At 73.9% G+C, this 17411-nt stretch carries 14 protein-coding genes; 6 read left to right on the top strand and 8 right to left on the bottom strand.

Annotated elements, in window-relative coordinates:
• Nucleotides 1-1164 (bottom strand): methionine adenosyltransferase, encoded by a 1164-nt coding sequence (metK, locus tag AC3ET3_RS08025; RefSeq protein ID WP_435611883.1) that lies wholly within the window; start codon nt 1162-1164, stop codon nt 1-3.
• A gap of 200 nt (nt 1165-1364) precedes the next feature.
• On the opposite strand from metK, the gene AC3ET3_RS08020 reads away from it, so the two are divergent.
• The gene (locus AC3ET3_RS08020) at nt 1365-2396 is read left to right on the top strand and encodes a methyltransferase (protein WP_432158452.1); all 1032 of its coding nucleotides are present in this window, start codon (nt 1365-1367) and stop codon (nt 2394-2396) included.
• A 93-nt stretch (nt 2397-2489) separates the two neighbouring features.
• Here the strand turns inward: AC3ET3_RS08020 and AC3ET3_RS08015 are convergent, their stop codons facing one another.
• Genes AC3ET3_RS08015 through AC3ET3_RS07985 form a run of 7 tightly spaced genes read right to left on the bottom strand, consistent with a single transcriptional unit; the run spans nt 2490 to nt 9887 of the window.
• Nucleotides 2490-3764, bottom strand: coding sequence for a PPOX class F420-dependent oxidoreductase (locus AC3ET3_RS08015; protein WP_435611882.1), 1275 nt, complete (start codon nt 3762-3764; stop codon nt 2490-2492).
• Between the two features lie 13 nt (nt 3765-3777).
• Nucleotides 3778-4794 carry an aldo/keto reductase family protein gene (locus AC3ET3_RS08010; RefSeq protein WP_432158450.1) on the bottom strand — a complete coding sequence of 339 codons (1017 nt, stop codon included), beginning with the start codon at nt 4792-4794 and terminating at the stop codon, nt 3778-3780.
• Nucleotides 4791-5858 (bottom strand): class I SAM-dependent methyltransferase, encoded by a 1068-nt coding sequence (locus AC3ET3_RS08005; RefSeq protein WP_432158449.1) that lies wholly within the window; start codon nt 5856-5858, stop codon nt 4791-4793. Before AC3ET3_RS08005 ends, AC3ET3_RS08010 begins: the two co-directional genes overlap by 4 nt.
• 2 nt (nt 5859-5860) lie before the next feature.
• On the bottom strand, nt 5861-6307 hold the full coding sequence (locus AC3ET3_RS08000; protein WP_432158448.1) for a PPOX class F420-dependent oxidoreductase: 447 nt from the start codon (nt 6305-6307) through the stop codon (nt 5861-5863).
• 59 nt (nt 6308-6366) lie between these two features.
• The gene (locus AC3ET3_RS07995; RefSeq protein ID WP_435611881.1) at nt 6367-8079 is read right to left on the bottom strand and encodes an FAD-dependent oxidoreductase; all 1713 of its coding nucleotides are present in this window, start codon (nt 8077-8079) and stop codon (nt 6367-6369) included.
• Nucleotides 8072-9037, bottom strand: coding sequence for an aromatase/cyclase (locus AC3ET3_RS07990; protein ID WP_432158446.1), 966 nt, complete (start codon nt 9035-9037; stop codon nt 8072-8074). Before AC3ET3_RS07990 ends, AC3ET3_RS07995 begins: the two co-directional genes overlap by 8 nt.
• A 34-nt stretch (nt 9038-9071) precedes the next feature.
• Nucleotides 9072-9887, bottom strand: a complete 816-nt coding sequence (locus AC3ET3_RS07985; RefSeq protein WP_432158445.1) for an SDR family NAD(P)-dependent oxidoreductase — start codon at nt 9885-9887, stop codon at nt 9072-9074.
• Between the two features lie 182 nt (nt 9888-10069).
• Between AC3ET3_RS07985 and AC3ET3_RS07980 the strand changes: the two genes are divergently transcribed.
• The 5 genes from AC3ET3_RS07980 (at nt 10070) to AC3ET3_RS07960 (ending at nt 17395) form a co-directional block, all read left to right on the top strand.
• On the top strand, nt 10070-10522 hold the full coding sequence (locus tag AC3ET3_RS07980; RefSeq protein ID WP_432158444.1) for a nuclear transport factor 2 family protein: 453 nt from the start codon (nt 10070-10072) through the stop codon (nt 10520-10522).
• A gap of 205 nt (nt 10523-10727) precedes the next feature.
• Nucleotides 10728-12698 (top strand): AMP-binding protein, encoded by a 1971-nt coding sequence (locus tag AC3ET3_RS07975; RefSeq protein ID WP_432158443.1) that lies wholly within the window; start codon nt 10728-10730, stop codon nt 12696-12698.
• A 93-nt stretch (nt 12699-12791) separates the two neighbouring features.
• Nucleotides 12792-13823 (top strand): methyltransferase, encoded by a 1032-nt coding sequence (locus AC3ET3_RS07970; RefSeq protein WP_432158442.1) that lies wholly within the window; start codon nt 12792-12794, stop codon nt 13821-13823.
• A gap of 142 nt (nt 13824-13965) precedes the next feature.
• Nucleotides 13966-14964 carry an acyltransferase domain-containing protein gene (locus tag AC3ET3_RS07965; protein WP_432158441.1) on the top strand — a complete coding sequence of 333 codons (999 nt, stop codon included), beginning with the start codon at nt 13966-13968 and terminating at the stop codon, nt 14962-14964.
• 235 nt (nt 14965-15199) lie between these two features.
• The gene (locus tag AC3ET3_RS07960) at nt 15200-17395 is read left to right on the top strand and encodes an MMPL family transporter (RefSeq protein ID WP_435611906.1); all 2196 of its coding nucleotides are present in this window, start codon (nt 15200-15202) and stop codon (nt 17393-17395) included.
• Nucleotides 17396-17411: the final 16 nt, after the last annotated feature.

The following is a 17411-nucleotide window of genomic DNA, read 5'->3' as shown; positions in this document are numbered from 1 at the left end:
TCACGCTCCCGCCGCGCCGCGCAGGTCCGCCGCGCGGTCCGTGCGTTCCCAGGTGAACTCGGGCAGTTCCCGGCCGAAGTGGCCGTACGCGGCGGTCCGGGCGTAGATCGGGCGCAGCAGGTCGAGGTCGCGGATGAGGGCGGCCGGGCGCAGGTCGAACACCTCGGTGACGGCCCGCTGGACGCGCTCCACCGGAACCGTCTCGGTGCCGAAGGTCTCCACGAACAGCCCGACCGGCTCCGCCTTGCCGATCGCGTACGCCACCTGCACCTCGCAGCGCGCCGCCAGGCCCGCGGCCACCACGTTCTTGGCGACCCAGCGCATCGCGTACGCCGCGGAGCGGTCCACCTTGGAGGGGTCCTTGCCGGAGAAGGCGCCGCCGCCGTGGCGGGCCATGCCGCCGTAGGTGTCGATGATGATCTTGCGGCCGGTCAGGCCCGCGTCGCCCATCGGGCCGCCGACCTCGAACCGGCCGGTCGGGTTCACCAGCAGCCGGTAGCCGTCGGTGTCCAGCTTGATGCCCTCCCCGGCGAGCGCCGCCAGCTCCGGCGCCACGACGGACTCCCGGACGTCGGGGGCCAGCAGGTTCTCCAGGTCGATGTCCGCGGCGTGCTGGGCGGAGACCACGACGGTGTCCAGCCGGACGGCGCGCTCCCCCTCGTACTCGACGGTGACCTGTGTCTTGCCGTCGGGCCGCAGGTAGGGCACGGTGCCGTCGCGGCGCACCCGGGAGAGCCGCTCGGCGAGCCGGTGGGCCAGGCGGATCGGCAGCGGCATCAGCTCGGGCGTCTCGTCGGTGGCGTAGCCGAACATCAGCCCCTGGTCGCCCGCGCCGCCGGTGTCCACGCCCTGGGCGATGTCCGGGGACTGCGCGCCGATCGACACCGAGACCCCGCAGGAGGCGCCGTCGAACCCCTTCAGCGAGGAGTCGTAGCCGATCTCCAGGATCTTCTCCCGCACCAGCTGGGCGATCGGCGCGTACGCCCGGGTGGTGACCTCGCCGGCCACATGGACCTGACCGGTGGTGATCAGGGTCTCCACGGCGACCCGGGAGGCGGGGTCCGCGCGCAGCAGGGCGTCGAGGACGGTGTCGCTGATCTGGTCGGCGATCTTGTCCGGGTGGCCCTCGGTCACGGACTCGGATGTGAACAGGCGTCCAGGCATGGCGGTCTCCTGTCGGGACTCGGCCTCCCGCCGACGGGAGGGGGTGATCCGGTCACCGGAAAACTAGCCATGCCCGATCGAGCCGCGCTCGCACGCGTGTCGGGATCTGTCAGGACGCTCTCCGTCACCTCGACGATCCCTTGAACGGCGCCCGCGACCATGGGCCGTCATCCGAACTCCACAGGGATGCGAGGACACCCATGACCATCAGCGACACCGGGGCCCGGCCGCCCCTCAGCGCACCCGCGCTCGCCCGGCTGAGCGCCTCGTACGCGGAGGCCCGAATCCTGCACAGCGCGGTCGAGGTGGGGCTGTTCGACCTGCTCGCCGAGGGGCCGCTGAGCCAGGGCGAGATCTGTACGCGGCTGCGGCTGCACCCGCGGCTGATGCGCGACTTCCTGCACGCGGTGGCCGCGCTCGGGCTGATCGAGCGCGTCGGCGCGGAGTTCCGGATCGTGCCAGAGGCCGAGCAGTTCCTGGTGCCCGGGGGGCCGCTGTACCTGGGCGCCCGGATCAGGACCGCCGCGCAGCGGCACTACCACACCTGGGGCCGGCTCACCGAGGCGCTGCGGGACGGCGAGCCGAAGGCGGGGACCGGCGGTGACGCGTTCGCGGCGCTGTACGCCAACCCCGAGGCGACGCGCAACTTCCTGGTCCACATGGACGCCAACAACGGTGTGGTGGGACCGCAGCTGGCCGACGCGGTGGACTGGTCGGCGTACTCCTCGTTCGTCGACGTCGGCGGGGCGCGGGGCAACGTGGCCGCGCACCTGGTGCGGCGCCATGCGCACCTGCGGGGCGGGGTGTTCGAACTGCCCGCGGTGCGACCGTTCTTCGACGAGTACATGGCCGAACTCGGCCTGGCCGACCGGGTGGTGTTCCACCCGGGCGACTTCTTCGCGGACGCGCTGCCGTCGGCCGACGTCCTGGTCTTCGGGCACGTGCTGCACGACTGGGCGGAGGCGGGCCGGCAGGAGCTGCTGGAGCGGGCGCACGCGGTGCTGCCGCCCGGGGGCGCGGTCGTCGTCTACGACCAGATGCTCGACGAGACGGCCCCCGACCTGCGCAGCCTCATCGGCAGCCTGAACGTCGGGCTGATCACGCCGGGGGGCTCGGAGTACACGGTCCCGGAGTGCCGCACCTGGCTGGAGAAGGCGGGTTTCACCTTCCTGTCCTCCACCCGGCTGGCCAAGGGCAACGACACGGTGGTCGTGGCCGCCAAGCGCTCCTGAGGCACGGCGCGGACACAAGCTCGGCCCCGGATCCCTCGCGGATCCGGGGCCGAGCCCGTGCCGGTCCCGGCGGTGGCCGGGAGGGGCGGGCGGTCAGGGGGCCGGGATGAGGGCGGTCAGGGCGGTGAGCTGTGCGTGCAGGTCGGTGTGCAGCTGTTTGCGGGCCGTGGCGATGTCCTCCGGGGTCGCCTCCGGGGTGAGCGTCAGGGTGCGGCGCAGGCGGACCGTCGTGCCGCCCGCCTCCTCGGTGAAGTGGCAGGAGCCGGTGGCGGAGTGCAGGTGGGGGGCGAGGCCGGTGTGCTGTTTGAGGACCAGGTGGCCCTCGGAGGGCGTGACGTGGATCCAGCCGGCGTCCTCCGTGAGGAGGCCGGCCGCCCGGGACTCCACCTCGGCGCGCGGCGCGGCGATCCGGACGGACTGCTCGTCGGTGACGGTCGCCGCCCGCAAGGCGTCGATCCGCCCCGCCAGTTCGGCGATCTGCGCCAGCTGCCGGGGCACGTTGCCGTCGAGCTGCGCCGCGACCTTGCCGGCGGCGGCCGGGTCGGTGCCGGGCGCGAGCCCGAAGCTGTGGCGGACCCGGATGCGGGTGCCGCCGGCGGTCTCCTCGAACCGCCACTCGCCGCGCATCGCGCTCAGCGGCGGCTTGGGCGTCTCGTGCTCGAAGGCGATGACGAGGTTGTCGGTGTCCTGGGTGCGCCACAGCCGCCAGCCGCGGACCGCTCCGTTGTCGATCACCCAGCGCGCCACCAGGTCCCGGTTCCCGGCGGGCTCGCCGACGACCTCCGCGTGCAAGTGGGTGGGGAAGTACCGCGGCGCCGCCACGACGTCGGCGACCAGGTCGTAGAGCAGCCGGGCGGGGGCCGCCGCGGTGATCTCGTGCGTCAGTTCGTCCATGGGGCTCTCTCCTCGGTCGTGGGACTCCTCGGTTCGGCTGTGGGAACCCTCGGTCGGTCGGTCGGCGGCCGGGACGGACCGCGCGAACGGGCCGGCCTGCCAGTGCTCCTCGATGCCCCAGGAGACGATGCGCGTCGGCGTGATCCGGATCAGCTCGTCGGCCACCGGGCCGCCCAGCGCCCGGCCGCCCCGCGCGAGCGCCTCGGCGGTGCCGCGGATCTCGATGCCGCGCGGTGCCGTCGGGTCGTCCGGGTCGAGGTCGTCGACGACGATGGCGACCCGGGGCCGTGCCCGCGCGTCCCGGTACTTGCGGCTCCGGCCGAGGCCGATGCCACCGATGTCGATCGTCCCCAGCTCGGGGTTGTAGTGCAGGCCCACCGGGACCACGTGCGGGTCACCGGCGGCGCCCACCGTGGCCAGCCGTCCGAACGGCTGGGAGGTGAGGTAGGCGATCTCCTTGTCCGTGAAACTCATCCCGGCTCCCCCGTCACAGCCGCGCGGCCGGACCGAGCGGGTCCAGGGTGAGCGAGGGGTCGCTGCGCACCACGGGCGCGACCACGGCGTCGATGCGGCGCAGCAGTTCCGCGTCCAGGGTGACGTCGACCGCCGCGACGTTCTCCCGGAGCTGTTCGGGGCGGGAGGCGCCCATCACCGTGGCGCTCACGCCGGGCCGGCCCAGCACCCAGGCGACGGCCATCTGGGGCAGCGTCAGCCCGGCCTCGGCGGCCAGGGGCCGCAGGTCGGCGACGGCGGCGAGGACCTTCTCGTTGAGGTAGTCCCAGCGGCCGATGGACTTCGCGCCGCCCTGCGAGGCGCCGGCCCGGCTGCCGGCGGGCAGCGGCTTGCCCGGCAGGTACTTCCCGGTGAGCGCACCCCCGGCGAGCGGCATCCACACGATCTGGCCGACCCCGGCCTCCTGGCTCGCGGGCAGCACCTCGGCCTCGACTACCCGCCACAGGATCGAGTACTGCGGCTGGTTGGCGACGAGCGGCACCCGCAGCTCGCGGGCCAGTTCGGCGGCGGCCCGGATGCGGTCGGCGGGCCACTCGGAGACGCCGACGTAGTGCGCCTTGCCGGACCGCACGATGTCGGCGAAGGCCGCGACCGTCTCCTCCAGCGGGGTGTCGGCGTCGTACCGGTGGGCCTGGTAGAGGTCGACGTGGTCCATGCCGAGGCGGCGCAGGGAGGCGTTCAGCGACTCGACGAGGTGCTTGCGCGACAGCCGCCCGGAGTTCGGGTCGCCGGGCCGCGCCCACCGGCCCGCCTTGGTGCACACCACCACCTCCTCCCGGCGCACCCCGGCCAGGGCCCGGCCGAGGATCTCCTCCGCGGCGCCCCGGGCGTACAGGTCGGCGGTGTCGAAGGTGGTGATGCCGCTGTCGAGGGCGGCCCGCACACACTCCCGGGCGACGGACTCGTCGACCTGGTCGCCGTGGGTGATGGCGTTCCCGTAGACGATCCGGCTCACCATCAGGCCGCTGCGGCCCAGCGGTGCGTACTTCATGGCGTCGTTCCTTCCGGTGCGGCGGCAGGGCTGGTCACGAGGGGTTCGGCGGTCAGCAGGCGGACCGGCAGCGGGTCGACGCGGCGGGTGGAGACCTCCGCGAGCCCGGCACCGGCGAGCATCCGCCGGGTCGTCTCGGTGGAGTGCGCCTCGCCGCCGGGGGTGCACAGCAGCATCAGCAGCGACAGCAGGTGCGCCGCGTGCTCCTCGGCGGGCGGGCCGCCGTCGACGGCGAAGCCGACGGTCACCAGCCGGCCGCCGGGCCGCAGGACGCCGGCCAGCCGGCGCAGCAGCTCGGTGCCGCGCTCCGGAGAGAACATCGGCAGCAGGTTGGCGACGATCACCAGGTCGTACGGTCCGTCGAGCGGGGCGGTGAAGACGTCGCCCGGCAGGAAGGAGGTGCGGTCGGCGAGCCCGGTCCGCTCGGCGTGGCCGCGCGCCTGCTCCAGGACGTCCGGCCAGTCGAGCGCGTGCAGCTCGGCGGTGGGGTGGAGCCGGGCGAACTCCAGCCCGAACAGGGCGTGTCCGCAGCCGGCGTCGAGCACCTTCGGCCGGTCCCGGGCGGCGGCCCACTCCCGGGTCTCCGCCACCAGCGCCGCGGCGGCGGCACGGGTGACGAAGGTGCCGTCGGCGGCGAAGTCCCGCCAGTAGGTGAAGCCGGGCCCGGTGGCGTCCGGGTCGAGCAGGGTGCCGCCCTTGCGGACCACGGCGGCGAGGTCGCGCATCGCCTCCCACTCCCAGTCGCTGACGTTGACGCGCACCGCGTGTCCGGCGTACTGGGGGCTGGTGCTGACCAGCAGGTCGGCGGCGCCGGGGGGCAGGGCGTACCGGGTGCCGTCGCGGGTGAGCAGTCCGGTGGCGGCGAGGGCACCGAGCAGGACCCGCAGGGCGCGGGTGTCGGCGCCGACGGCCCGGGCGAGCGGTTCCTCGGCCAGGGGGCCGGCGGCGAGCGCGTCGAAGACACCGAGGTCGACGGCGGCCCGGAGCAGGCTGGTGCGTTTGAACGCCTGGAGGGTCTCCAGGAGGCTCTGCCGGGTGACGGCGGGTGCCGGGAGGGCCGTCATCGTCAGCCCTTCTGGAAGATGAAGCCGTAGGACCGCTCGACACTCATCCGGAGCACCAGCCGCTGGTCCTTGACCTTGGTGCGCCGGAACTCGTCCCAGTCGGGGTGCTCGCCCTGGGTGGCGCGGTACATCTCGACGAGTTCGTCCACCACCTCGTCGTACGGGTCGGCGGCCACCTCGGAGACGGAGGCGGTGCCCTCGAACACCCCGTAGGCGAACATGTCCTCGGTGGTCACGTGGAAGCAGACCCGCGGGTCGCGGCGGGCGTTGCGGGCCTTGGCCCGGTCCGCGGTGGTGGCGACGCGGAGGATGTCCGTCGCCGGGTCGTAGCTGTAGCCCACGTTGGACAGCTGGGGGCGGCCGTCACGCTTGAGGGTGACCAGCACCCCGCGGCCGCCGCTGCGTTCGGCGAGCAGCTTGCGGTAGGGGTCCTGCTGGGTCTGGGACATCGCTGGCTCCTTGGCGGTTCGTCAACGGTCGTCTGGTCGGGTCGCCTTGACAGGTCGTCTCAACGGGTCGTCGCTTCGGCGAAGGGGTGGGTCTCGTCGTCCCGCGCGGTCAGCCCGACGGCCCGCAGCGCGTCGGCGGGCCCGCTCCCGGCGGCCACCGGGCCCTTCGCGGCGAGGTGGCCGTCGGGCCGGACGAGCGCGAAGTCGTCGGGTCCGAGCCCGAGGGCACGGCGCAGCGCCCCGTCCGGGTCGGACAGGGGGCGGGGGCCGGCCCGGTCGTGGGCGGTGTCGCACAGGGCGCGGACCGACACGGCGGCACCGTGGGCGAGTTCGAGGTGGGTGAGCAGGTCGCGCGTGGCCCCGGGTTCGGGGCCGGCCGGCACCAGCAGGGTCCAGCGGGGGTCGTGCAGCTCCTCGCACAGGTCCCGCCAGCCGGGGTGCGTACGGCGGTCCTCGGCGGTGCAGCCCACGCGCTGGCCGGGACGGATGCCGGGGCCGCCGCTGCCGCTGTTCGCGGTGTCGCCGCCGAGGCTGAGCGGGCTGTCCGGGTACTCGACGGCGAGTCCGCAGAAGCCGCGGATCATCTTGCGCTCCAGCTTGCGCTTGAGCGGGGTGACGCGGCGCACCAACCCGAGGCCGACGGGCAGCAGCACGGGGCCGAGGGCGTTGCGCAGGGCGACCAGGGCGGTGGCGATCCGGGTGGAGCCGAGGAGCCGTTCGCCGATGGGCACGCGTTCGGCGCTGTAGCTGTCCAGGAGCCGCTCCTCGGCGTGGCCGCGGATCACGTCGGCGAGCTTCCACGCCAGGTTGTAGGCGTCCTGCATTCCGGCGTTCATGCCCTGTCCGGAGGCCGGGCTGTGCACGTGGGCGGCGTCGCCGGCGACGAAGCAGCGGCCCACCCGCATGCTGCCGATCATCCGCTGCTGCACGGTGAACACGGAGATCCAGGTGGGTGTGGACACCGTCACCGGTCGGCGCAGCGCGGCGGAGACCTTCCGCTCCAGCCGGGCCCTGACCGCCTCCGGGTCGTCGGCCTGGTCGATGTCCTGGGTGTCGACCACCCGCCACTTGCCGGGCTGCGGGAAGGGCACCAGCAGCAGGGTGCCGCGGCCGGTGTGCACCAGGTGGTTGCTGTCGCCGGGCAGGCCGGCGTCCATCTCCACGTCGGCGTTGAGCCAGGTCTCGGTGGCGTCGCCGAGCAGCTTCAGGCCGAGGCGCTTGCGGACGGTGCTGTGCGCGCCGTCGGTGCCGACCAGCCAGGGCACGTCGAGGGTCTCCACCCGGCCGCCGGCGGCGGTCAGGCGTACGGTCACCCGGTCGTCGTGCGGCGTGAAGGAGTCCAGGGCGACCCCCCACTCGACCCGCACGCCGAGCCGGGCGAGCCGTTCGCGCAGCACCCGCTCGGTGATCACCTGGTCGACCATGAGGCTGAAGGGGTAGCGGGTGGGCATGGCGGAGTAGTCGGTGTCGAACCGGATCAGGGTGCGTCCGCGCAGGTGCAGGGTGAAGTGCTCGACCCGGCGGCCGCGCGGCAGGAGCGCGTCCAGGACGCCCATCTGCTCGCAGATCTCCAGGGTGCGGGCGTGCACGGCGAGGGCACGGCTGGTGGCGGCCGGTCCCGGGGCGCGGTCCACGACCCTGACCCGCACCCCGCGGCGGACCAGTTCGTGGGCGGCGGTCAGACCGACGGGGCCGGCGCCGACGACGAGCGCGTCGATCCCGCTTCGGCCGGCATCGGGGCCGGCGGGGCCGCCGTGCGGGGCGTCACTCATGGCGGGTCTCCGCGAACGCCTTGGCCAGGGCGAGGGTGGCCGCGCTGTTGCCGCCGACGGCCCGCCGTACGAACTCCCGGGCCGAGGCGCGGGTGGCGTCGGGACCGAGCACCCGGGTGATGGCGTCGGGGTTGAGCCGGACGCGGTGCCAGGAGGTGGCGGTGACGCCGTCGGCGCCGGACGTCACGGTCCACTCGCCGATGTGGGCGTGCATCAGCGGGGGTGTGACGTGCTGCTTGTAGACGATGCGCCGCCGGTCGGGGAAGCAGAGGCGGACCGACTCGGTGGTGTGCGCGGAGCCGTCCTTGGTGACGGTGTCCATCACCATCCACTGCACGTTCTCGGTGTCCTCGCGCAGCCGCATCCGGGAGACGTGCGGGAGCCGGTCCGGCCAGGCGGCGGCCTCGTGCAGGAACCGGTAGACGGTCTCGGCGTCGCCGCGCACCAGGGTCGAGTCGGCGAAGTCGAAGACGAGGTCGGCGTCGTCCTCGGCACTCTCGGCGAGCGCCTTGATGTTGGCGAGCTCGGCCTTGCTGTTGCGGTCGGTGGCCCGGTCGATCCACTCCAGGCCGGCCGGGTCGTCGTCGACGGCGCTGTAGGTGTGCAGCAGGGTGAGCCGTGCGGTGCCGGGCGTCTCACCGGCCGTCACGGTCCACTCGCCGCTCATCGACGCCACCGGCGGGGAGGAGACCTCCTGGCGGAACCGGATCCGGCGCGGGCCCGGCTCCAGTTCCCGGCGCGAGGTCCAGCACTTGGCCTCGCCGCCGGCGGTGGCCCAGATGCGGATGCGCTCGCTGCCCGGCAGCGCGGGGTCGGTCCCTTCGAGGCGTTCGACGTGGATGGTGGGGGCGAAACGGACGGGCCAGGCGGTGACGTCCGCGATGATCCGGTAGACGGTGTCGGCGGGCGCGTCGACGTCGATGTGGTGCGTGGTCCGGTGGGTTCCGGTGCGCAGCATTGCTCAGCCTTGCCTTTCTCCCGGTCGGCCGGGGTCAGAAGATGCCGAGGCCGCCGCAGACGTTGAGGGCCTGAGCGGTGATGCTGGCGGCGGTGTCTGTGACCAGGTAGTCGACGAGGCCGGCCACCTCTTCGGGGGTGGAGTAGCGGCCCATCGGGATCTTGGCCTGGAACTCGGCGAGCACCTCCTCCTCGGAGATCTGCCGGGTACCGGCGTAGGACTCGCGGACCCGGACCGCCATGGGGGTCTCCACGTAGCCGGGGCAGACCGCGTTGACGGTGATCCCGGAGGTGGCGAGCTCCTTGGCCAGCGCCTTGGTGAAGCTGATCACCCCGCCCTTGGCCGCCGAGTAGGGGGCGCCGAAGGGGACGCCCTGCTTGCCGCCGGTGGAGGCGATGCTGATGATCCGCCCGTCCCCGCAGCCCTCCAGGCCGCCGTGCGCCAGCACCTCGCGGGTGACCTTGAAGACGCTGGACAGGTTGGTCTCGATCACGTCGTCCCACAGCTCGTCGGCGATCCGCGAGGTGCGGCCGCCGCCGCTGCGGCCGGCGTTGTTGACCAGGACGGTCACCGGTCCGTAGCGGTCGACGGCGGCCCGGACGAGGTCCCGCACCGACGCGGTGGACCGTACGTCCGCGGCCGCGCCGTCGACCTCCAGTCCCTGGGCGCGCAGTTCCTTGACGGTCGCGGCCACGTTCTCCTGGGTCCGCGCGCACAGGAACACCGGGATGCCGCGCCGGGCGAGCCGTTCCACCACGGCCAGTCCGATGCCGCTGGTCCCGCCGGTCACCAGGGCGACCCGGGGCGGCCGGGCCGACTCCGTCGGGTCCGGGGCAGGTGCAGGGGTCATGTCGTCCTCCTCCGTCGGGGGTCCCGGGCAGCCTTCCGGACCCGCTTCGAACGGCGGCCGAGGATGCTTCGAGGGCCCCGGGCGGTGTGGACGGGCAGGCGAACGGGTCTCCAACGGTTCTGGACGACCGGCTGCCAGCCTCTGCTGGACACCACGCCACCATGATCGAAAGGGGGCCTGGCATGCCGTTGTCAGCGCCGCTCGCGGACAGCGCCCAGGACAGCGCGCTGTACCAGGAAGTCCTGCACTTCTACGCCAAGCAGATGCGCAGCCTCGACGAGGGACACGTCGCGGAGTGGGCCGAGACCTTCACCGTGGACGGGGTGTTCAGCGCCAACGCCCACCCCCGGCCGCAGGAGGGCCGGCCGGCGATCCTGCGGGGCGCCACGGAGGCCACCCGCAAGCTCGCCGAGCAGGGCGTCCAGCGCCGGCACTGGCTGGGCATGCTGGAGGTCACCCCGAACGCCGACGGCACGGTGACGGCCCTGTCGTACGCGCAGGTCCTCGCCACCCGGCAGGGCGGCAGGGCGGAGCTGGAACTCAGCTGCGCCTGTGAGGACCTGCTGGTGCGCCAGGACGGCCGGCTGCTGGTGCGCCGCCGCCAGGTGTACCGCGACGACCTGCCCCGCTCGTGACGGCGCGGCAGACGCGTGTGCCACTCGTGACTGCGGTGCGGGTGACCGCGCCCGGAACGCAGGCGCTGGTGACGGCGCGGCGGACGCGCATACCCGGAATCCAGGCCCCTGTGACCGCCCGTCAGACGGCCGGGGCACGGACGACCGGCGCCCCCGGTCGGACGTCAGACGCCCGTGCTCGTACGGAGGCCGAAGGGGTGCTCTCATGACGGCCGGTGGACCGCCGCGTGACGGGGTGGCCGTCGGCGCCCCGCTCGACTCCCTCGCCGGCCTCATCGGCGGCCCCCGGGTCGACGACCTGCTGCGCAGGGCCGCCGCGGCCGCGCCGGGGCACCCCGCCGTCCGAGTGGGGGACGAGACCGTCACCTACGCGGAGCTGGAACGGCTCGTCGAGCGGTACGCCGTCGGCCTGCGCGCGCTGCTCGGCGGGGAGCGGAGCGTCGTGGCGCTGACCACCACCCTGGACCGGTACTTCGCGCCCGCCTTCTTCGGCGTCCTGCGCGCGGGTCACGTGCCGGCCCTGGTCAACCCCCTGCTGCGGGAGGACGGCCTGGCCCATGTGCTGGGCATCAGCGCGGCGCGGGCCGTCCTGGCGCCCCCGGAGCTGTCGGACCGGCTGACGGCGGTCCGGGCCCGGCTGCCCGAGCTGCGGCACCTCGTGCCCACCCACCGCCCGGACGGTGCCGGCCCGGACGGCCCGCCGGCGCTCGGCGAACTGCCCGCCGGGGCACCGCTGCCGCCCCCGGACGACGATCCCGAGGCCGTCGCCTGCGTCCAGTTCACCAGCGGTACGACGGGCCCGCCCAAGGCGGTGCTGCTGAGCCACCGCAACCTGGTGGTCAACGCCGCCCAGTCGGCGTGGGCGCACGGGGTGGACACCGGGTCGGTGGTGTTCAACTACCTGCCGACGTTCCACCTGATGCACCTGACCATCACGGTGTCCACGGGCTCCACGCTGGTGCTGTGCGCCGAGCCCGACCCGGCCGACGCGCTGGAGGCCGCCGCCCGGGCCGGGGCCACGCACTTCTACAGCCTGCCGGTGCGGCTGGCCCGGCTGGCCGTGCACCCCCGGCTGCCGGAACTGGCCTGTCCCTCGCTGCGGGCGGTGCTCTCCGGCGGTTCCGCCCTGCCGCTGACCGCGGTGCGGGCGCTCGGCGAGCACTTCAGGGTGCCCGTGGCCCAGGGCTACGGGCTGCAGGAGACCTCGCCGTCCACCCACTTCGACGTCCTGGCGGCGCCCCGGCCCGGCTCGTCGGGACCGCCGGTGGCCGGCACGGAGTGCAGGATCGTCGACGTGGACTCGCGCCGGGTGTGCCCGGTGGGCGAGAAGGGCGAGATCCAGGTCCGCGGCCCGCAGCTGATGAAGGGCTACCTGGGCCGTGAGCTGTCCGACGACACCGACGCCGACGGCTGGTTCGCCACCGGGGACATCGGCCGGCTCGACGAGGAAGGCCGGCTGTACGTCGTCGACCGGCTCAAGGACGTCTTCAAGCGGGACAACTGGCTGGTGTCGCCGACCGAGATCGAGCGGGTGCTGCTGCGGCACCCGGCGGTGGCCGACTGCGCCGTGATCGACCGCCCCCATCCGTTCAGCGGGGCCGTCGCCCACGGGTTCGTGGTGCTCGCCGAGGGCGCCCGGGGCACGGACCCGGCCGCGCTGGCCGCCGAGGTCAACGCCGGCCTGCCGTACTACGAGCACCTGGAGCACCTCGACCTCACCGACCGGATCCCCCGGTCCCCGACCGGCAAGGTGCTCCGCCAGGAGCTGCGCGAGGAACTGCGCACGCGGCCCGCGACCACCGCCGCGTCCCCCTATCTGCCCGACCCGTCCACGACCGCGCCAGCGGCACCCACCGAGGAGAGGACCACCGTCATGCACCACTTCGTGAACCGCTTCACCGTGACCGGCGACCCGGAGGAGTTCGAGCGGCTGCTCGGCAAGATCACCGACTACATGGCCGGGCAGCCCGGCTTCCGCTCCTACCGCCTGTACCGGTCCGTCAAGGACCCGGCGGTCTACGTCGAGACCGCGGAGTGGGCCGACGCCGCCGCGCACCAGCAGGCCATCGGCGGCGAGGGCTTCCGCGGCCCGGTGATGGAGGTCATGAAGCTCGCCCAGGCCGAGCCCGGCCCCTACCGCCTGGTCGGCGAGCGGCAGGCGGCGACGGACGCCTGACCGCGCGGGCGGGCCGGCCGGCGCCTCCCCCTCGCCGGCCGGTCCGCCCGTGCCCCCGCATCACTGGACGGAAGGAAACGGAAGGAAACTGTCATGACCGATGCGACCACCGCCGTACCGGGCCCGGTGATGCGGCTCAGGGAGCTCGCGCACAGCGCCGCCTGCGCCGCCTCCGTGCGCGCCGCCGCCCTGCTCGGGCTGCCCGAGGCGCTGGGCGAGGAGCCCGCCTCGGCGGCCGAACTGGCCGCCGCCGTCGGCGCGGACGAGGAGGCGCTGGTGCGTCTGCTGCGTTCGCTGACGACGTACGGCGTCTTCGCCGAGACCGCCGAGGGCACCTATGTGCACACCGCGGAGTCCCGGCTGCTGCGCGAGGACGCCGAGCACAGCATCAAGTACAACGTCGTCTGGGCGACCGAGCCGTGGACGTGGGAGGTGTGGGCCCACCTGGAGGAGGCGGTCCGCACCGGCAAGGGCGTGTTCACCTCGCTGCACGGCGAGGAGTTCTTCTCCTACCTGCACAGCCGGGCGCCGCGTTCCTCGGAGGTCTTCGACAAGGCGATGACCCAGTCCAGCCGGCTGTCGGCGCGGGCCATCGCCGAGCAGCTGGACCTGACCGGGGTGAGCAGCGTCGCCGACATCGCGGGCGGTCAGGGCCTTGTCCTGGCCACCCTGATGGAGAAGCACCCGGGGCTGCACGGCACCCTGCTCGACCTGCCCGACGTGGTGGCGCAGCCCGACGCCCGGCTGGCGGCGGGCGGCACGCTGGCGGAGCGCGCCCGGCTGCTGCCGGGTGACTGCCTGAAGGAGATACCGGTCCGGGCGGACGTCTACATCTTCAAGAACATCCTGGAGTGGGACGACCGCAGCACGGTGACCGCCCTGCGCAACGCGGTGGCCGCGGCCCGCCCCGGTGCCCGGGTGCTGGTGATCGAGAACCTGGTGGACGGCAGTCCGGAGATGAAGTTCACCACCGCCATGGACCTGCTGCTCCTGCTGAACGTCGGCGGCAAGAAGCACACCAAGGACGGTCTGGCGGCGCTGATGACCGAGGCCGGCCTGCGGGTCGACTCGATCCGCCCGGTCAACTCCTACCTGCACCTCTTCGAGTCGACCGTGCCCGCCTGACAAGACCGCGCCCGGCGGCACCGCTCCGGCGGCAGTCACCGGGCCCGTCCGGCCCAACGGCCCTCCCCGAACGCCCTCGCCGCCCGTACGGACGTCCGTGCGGGCGGCGAGGCATGTCCGTCCACCGCCCTGAGGAGTTCTCATGCCGTCCCCCGATCCCGCCACCCCCGCCGTCCCCGCCCGTCCCGTCGCCCTGCTGCTGCCCGGGCAGGGGGCGCAGCAGCCCGGCATGGCCGCCGGGCTCTACGAGAAGGAACCGGTGTTCACCGCCGTACTGGACGAGTTCTTCGCCGCGATGGGCGCCGAGGGCGAGGAACTGCGGCGGGACTGGCTGAGCGACCACCCGCGCGTGCCGCTCGACGACGCCTCGCGCGCCCAGCCGCTGCTGTTCGCCGTGGGGTACGCCATCGGCCGCACGCTGCTCGACCGGGGGGTACGGCCCGCCGTGCTGCTCGGGCACAGCGTCGGGGAGCTGGCGGCGGCGGCGCTCGCCGGGGTGTTCGATCTCGCGGAGGCGGGCTGGCTGATGTCCGCCCGCTCCGCGGCGATGGCCGGCACCGGGCCCGGGGGCATGGTGGCGGTGGCGGCCGGGCCGGCCCAGCTGGCGCCGCTGCTCACGGCGGGCGCGGCGGGCGGGGTGGCCGTCGGGGCGGTGAACGCGCCCGCGCAGACCGTGCTGAGCGGTCTGGAACCGCACCTCAGCGAGGTCGAGCAGACGCTCAAGGAGGCCCGGTTGGCGGCCCGTCGGGTGCCCGCCCGGCAGGCGTTCCACAGTCCGGCGATCGCCGAGGCGGCCTATGTGTTCGAGTCGGCGTTCGCCGGGGTGGCGCTGCGGCCGCCGGCGGTACCCGTGTGGTCGACCCGTACGGGGCGGCCGGTGAGCGCGGCCGAAGCCGTCGAGGCGGCCTTCTGGGCCCACCAGCTGGCCGCGCCGGTGCTGTTCTGGCCGGCGCTGGACAACCTTCTGGCCGAGGGGGACTTCACGCTGGTGGAGACGGGCCCCGGACAGGGGCTGTCGATGCTGGCCCGCCGGCATCCGCGGGTGCGCGGACGGCACAGCCGGGTGGTGCCGTTGCTGCCGCCCCGCGCCGGTGACGACCTGCCGTTCTTCCAGGAGGCGCTGACGCAATTGCTCACTTGACGATCGTACAGCAGCCTGCTTACCTATTGGCAAGTAGCTACTTGCCAATAAGACAGCGGCGGGCGGCCGACCCCGCGTGTCTGCGTAGCCCTTCCCGCCAGCGCTCAGCTGGTCACCACCTCAACCACCCGAAGGGGGCGGAACCGTGGCGCAAGCACGCGGACAACGCCAGACCGGGCCCACGGGCCGCACCGCAGCACCACCGGCCGTCCACCCGCACGGCATCGCCGGCCGCATGGGCGTCTGGAGCGCCCGGCACCGCTGGACGGCCGTGGGCGCCTGGCTGCTGTTCGCCGTGATCTCCGTGATCGTCGGAGGCGCGGTGGGCCAGATCGACGCGGCCGACCACGACACCCTGCCCGGCGAGGCCGGACGGGTCGTCAAGACCCTGCACGACGCGGGCGTGGCGGACCCCGCGCTGGAGACCGTCCTGGTCCGCACCGACGGCCCGGTCACCGACCCGGCGGCGCGCGGCGCGGTCGACGACGTCATCACCTCGCTGCGGGGCACCGGGCGGGTGACGGACATCCGCTCGCCGTACGACACCCGGGCGCTCTCCAAGGACGGCCACGCCGCCCTCGTCCAGTTCGCGGTGGAGGGCGACCCGGCGACCGCCGGGGACCGGGTCGGGCCCGTACTCACCGCCGTGCGCCAGGCCGCGGACCGCCACCCGGACGTCCAGGTCGAGCAGTTCGGCGCCGCGAGCGCGGACAAGGCCATCGGCGACGCCTTCAACGACGACTTCGCGCGGGCCGAGTACTCGGTGGTGCCGCTCGCCATCGGCATCCTGTTCATCGCCTTCGGCGCGCTGGTCGCGGCCGTGCTGCCGGTGATCCTCTCGCTGACCGCGGTGGTCGCCACCACCGGACTGATCGCGCTGGCCAGCCACGCCGTGCCGATGAGCGACAGCTCCGGCATCGTGATGCTGCTGGTCGGCATGGCCGTCGGCGTCGACTACTGCCTGTTCTACCTGCGCCGCGAGCGCGAGGAGCGGGCCCGGGGGCGGGATGCGCAGACCGCCCTGGCGATCGCCTCCGCCACCTCCGGGCGGGCCATCCTGGTCTCCGGCAGCACCGTGATCGTCGCGATGGCCGGCATGTTCCTCACCGGCATGGTGGAGTTCGAGGGGATGGGGCTGGCCACACTGCTGGTGGTGGCGGTGGCCATGATCGGCTCGGTGACCGTGCTGCCCGCCCTGCTGTCGCTGCTCGGCGACCGCGTCGAGAAGGGCAGGCTGCCGCTGCGCCGCAGGACCCCGCGCGACCCGGACGGCGAGAGCCGGGTGTGGCGCGCCATCCTCGGTGCGGTGCTGCACCGCCCGAAGCTCTCCCTGCTGGTCGGCGCCGGCGCGCTGATCGCGCTGGCGGTGCCCGCGACCGCGTTGCACCCGGCGGAGCTGACCCTCAAGCAGGAACTCGGTGACAACGCCCTGGTGCGGGCCTACGAGGACATCAACGCCACCTTCCCGGGCGGGCCCGAACCCGCCGAGGTGGTGGTGAGCGCGGCCGACATCACCGACGCCGGGGTGAGCCGGGCGATCGCCGACTTCCGTACCCGGGCGGTGAGTTCCGGTGCCTCGGACGGGCCGGTCCGGGTGACCGTGCACCAGGAGCAGAACCTGGCGGTCATCGAGGTGCCGCTGGTCGGTGACACCCAGGCGCGCAGCGAGAAGAGCCTGGAGGTGCTGCGCGACGAGGTCCGCCCGGCGACCCTCGGGACCGTCGACGGGGTGGAGGCGCCCATCGGCGGATCGGTCGCGGCCTCCAAGGACTTCGCCGACAAGCTGTCCTCCAGCGTGCCGCCGGTGCTCGTCTTCGTGGTCGTCTTCGCCTTCCTGCTGATGCTGCTGTCCTTCCGCTCGCCGCTGATCGCGCTGACCTCCACGGTGCTGAACCTGCTGTCGGTGGGCGCCGCCTACGGGATCCTGACCGCCGTCTTCCAGAAGGGCTGGGGGGCGTCGCTCATCGGGGCGGAGGGCGTCGGGGCCATCGAGTCGTGGCTGCCGCTGTTCCTGTTCGTCATCCTGTTCGGGCTGAGCATGGACTACCACGTCTTCGTCGTCTCCCGGATCCGCGAGGCCCGGCTGCGCGGCATGACCACCCGCGACGCGATCTCGCACGGCATCTCCACCACCGCGGGCGTGGTGACCAGCGCGGCGGTCATCATGGTGGGTGTCTTCGCGATCTTCGGCACCCTGTCCCTGCAGGGCATGAAGCAGATGGGCCTCGGTCTGGCGATCGCGGTGCTCATCGACGCCACCGTCATCCGCGGCATGCTGCTCCCGGCCGTGATGGTCCTGCTGGGCGAACGCAACTGGCACGTGCCCGCTCTGCTGCGCCGCCTGCCCGACCTGGAGGCCGGCTTCCCGGTGCCCGACGCCCCCGCCGCCGCCCCGGGCGGCGGCGGGACCCCGGACGAGGTCCGCGTCTGACCCCGTCGGCCGCCCG

Source organism: Streptomyces sp. bgisy159 (genome assembly GCF_057707805.1).
This window is presented reverse-complemented; position numbering and strand designations above follow the sequence as displayed.